4 protein-coding genes are annotated in these 2,512 nt (G+C 32.6%); all 4 read left to right on the top strand.

What is annotated here, in order from left to right:
* The first annotated feature begins 119 nt into the window (after positions 1-119).
* The 4 genes from Q0772_RS16190 to Q0772_RS16175 all read left to right on the top strand — a co-directional run bounded on the left by Q0772_RS16190 (position 120) and on the right by Q0772_RS16175 (position 2,306).
* Positions 120-581: a barstar family protein gene (locus Q0772_RS16190; RefSeq protein ID WP_298346993.1), complete on the top strand. Its 462-nt coding sequence runs from the start codon at positions 120-122 to the stop codon at positions 579-581.
* On the top strand, positions 578-940 hold the full coding sequence (locus tag Q0772_RS16185; RefSeq protein WP_298346990.1) for a hypothetical protein: 363 nt from the start codon (positions 578-580) through the stop codon (positions 938-940). Before Q0772_RS16190 ends, Q0772_RS16185 begins: the two co-directional genes overlap by 4 nt.
* 169 nt (positions 941-1,109) lie before the next feature.
* Entirely contained in the window at positions 1,110-1,613 is a 504-nt protein-coding gene (locus Q0772_RS16180) for a hypothetical protein (protein WP_298346987.1), read from the top strand.
* 165 nt (positions 1,614-1,778) lie between these two features.
* Positions 1,779-2,306, top strand: coding sequence for an STM3941 family protein (locus tag Q0772_RS16175; protein WP_298346985.1), 528 nt, complete (start codon positions 1,779-1,781; stop codon positions 2,304-2,306).
* Positions 2,307-2,512 lie beyond the last annotated feature (206 nt).

Below are 2,512 nucleotides of genomic sequence, written 5' to 3'. Positions count from 1 at the left end.
GCCTACTTCTGAAAATCCTCGCAGATTTTCAGTTTGGTGTGTACTTGCAAAGTTGAGTGCTAAACCACGCAACTACTACTCATAGCCGAGACCGTTGTAGGTAATTTAAACTCACTCAAATGCTTCGAAAAGAAATCAAGGATGATAATGAGCTCTATCTGTATTTTAATGATAAATTAATCTACAAAAGATGGTTGAATCAAGGTTACTCAAAAGTGTTTGACAGATTCGCATATAGTAAGCATACTTTTATGAGTATTACAGAGGACGAAAATGGAAATATTAAACATTTGCGAAAAATATTTATAAATGGAGAATTTTGTAATTCTAAATTAGACTTTTGGAACAATTACATTGCGGATATGGAGTTTTCTGCTAAAAAGGATTTTGGAAAAAATCTTGACGCATTTAACGATGCGATAACAGCAAAAGGACCAGGTTATCCAGGAGATTGCATTATTGAAATAACAGGAACTGAAAAACTTAAAAAGATATTTGGAAAAGAAGATTTTGACTTTCTCATTGGATTATTAAGAGAAGCGGAATTTGTAGAATTGATATTAGAAAAAGCAGAAGAATGAAATACAAAAATATTCCATCGGCAATTCACAATTTTGGATATAGCTTTTTAAGCTACGAAAACTATGTGGATTCTGAATTTGTAATTTATGAGCTTAACAAAATAAACGGAAAGAAATATGACATCAAAATTGACTGGAAAACAAAAGAATTCCAACCGAAAAGTATGATTTCGGAAAGAATAACTAAATCAATCGGATTTTGGTACAATAATATTAATGAACACTTTCGCTCTCAAAACGTTGAATTCGATTCTCTAAAATCATTTGAACTAATTTGGGAAAATGGAAAAAGACCGAAAGTTATTGCAACTGACGACAGAGGAAAATTTTATGAAAAGGAAATAACAAACACATTATAAACTGAATAAAAAACTACCTACAACAATGGCTATAAGTAATTGCTTGTTCTCGCCTACTTCTGAAAATCCTAGCGGATTTTCAGCTTGGTGTGTACTTGCAAAGTTAAGTGCTAACCCACGCAACTAATCATAGCCGAGACCGTTGTAAACAAGCTGAAAAACGAAAACTATGATACATTTAATTTGGTCAATAATAAACGGAATAATTGTTATTTACTTTCTTTATCTGATTGTTGGATTTATTGCAAAAGGAAAGAAAATATTTAAACCACAATTTAAAGTTGTTTCAATTTTCATAATGGTAATCGGAATTGTTCAAATAATTTCAGCTTCTGATTCTGAGAAAAATTCAAACCGAATTTCAATGACTGAAGATTATAACAGAAAAAGCAACTCAGCAATAAAACAAGTGAAATTGGAAGACAATTGGACTTTTGACATAAATATGCTTGTAAAATATTCGATTGAACAAAACCAATATATTCCAATAGAAAGTAACAGCTTTTTGACTGGACTCGTGAGTGGTTACAATTGGGAATTTAATTCGATTGAAACAAACAACTTGAACCCGAATGGAAAGGCTGAATTTATAGCTAACGGAATTTTAAGGTGGAATCTTTTTGGAATCACAGTTTATAGTGAATCCAAAACATTTAATGGAACAATTGAATAAAAGCCTGTTTACAACAATGTATAACCGCAATTACGGCGGATTCGACTACGTCCGAATCCACTCGGAATTGCTAACATCTGTGCTAAACCGAAAATAATCGCTAATTTAACCCGTAACTGACGCTTATACGAGATCGTTGTAACACATTTGACCAAACTACCGCAAATGACTGAAATTAAGGTACCATTAAGCAAAACGAAAATCATATTACTTATGATTGGAGCATTAGCATTTGTTATTGGTGGAGCTTGGGGAATTATAGACCCTGAAAGATTTGCTTCTATTCGCTATCCGAAAAATACTGTTTTTATAAGCGGAATAGCTGGAGTTTTATTTTTCGGACTTTGTTTCATTTTTATTGCAAAAAAAGTCTTTAGCGGAAAAGCAGGCTTGACTATAAATGATGACGGAATTATTGACAACTCAAACGCAACAAGTGTTGGACTTATAGAATGGGAAGATATAACTGGAATAAAATCTTGGGGAACAGGTTCAGCAAAAGTAATTGTTGTTTTGACTTCTGAACCAGAAAAATATATTGAACGCTCAAAGAATATCATTTCAAAAAAAGCAATGAAAGCGAATAATAGAATTTATGGCTCACCATTGTCGATAATATCGAACTCACTGAAAATAAATTTCTCGGAATTGGAAAAACTGATTCTGGAACAAATTGAAAAACGGAAAAAATAAAAAACGTGTTACAACAATGTATAAAAATAATTGCGGTTTAGTGCTAAATCAAATGTCGTTGCGTGTTTGCTACGTCTGATTTTCCTTCGGAAAATCCTCGCACGCAAACCCGCAACTATTCTTATACGCAAACGTTGTGCGTCATTTGACCAAATATTACGCAAACAAAAGAAACTAAATTATGGGAACTTGGGGAATAACCGCTT

It is taken from the genome of uncultured Algibacter sp. (assembly GCF_947490405.1).
Lineage (GTDB): Bacteria > Bacteroidota > Bacteroidia > Flavobacteriales > Flavobacteriaceae > Algibacter_B.
This window is presented reverse-complemented; position numbering and strand designations above follow the sequence as displayed.

Excerpts from the sequence above, each read along its gene's own strand:
- Q0772_RS16190 (WP_298346993.1), top strand. The coding sequence starts at position 120 with ATGCTTCGAAAAGAAATCAAGGATGATAATGAGCTCTATCTGTATTTT.
- Q0772_RS16185 (WP_298346990.1), top strand. The coding sequence starts at position 578 with ATGAAATACAAAAATATTCCATCGGCAATTCACAATTTTGGATATAGC.
- Q0772_RS16180 (WP_298346987.1), top strand. The coding sequence starts at position 1,110 with ATGATACATTTAATTTGGTCAATAATAAACGGAATAATTGTTATTTAC.
- Q0772_RS16175 (WP_298346985.1), top strand. The coding sequence starts at position 1,779 with ATGACTGAAATTAAGGTACCATTAAGCAAAACGAAAATCATATTACTT.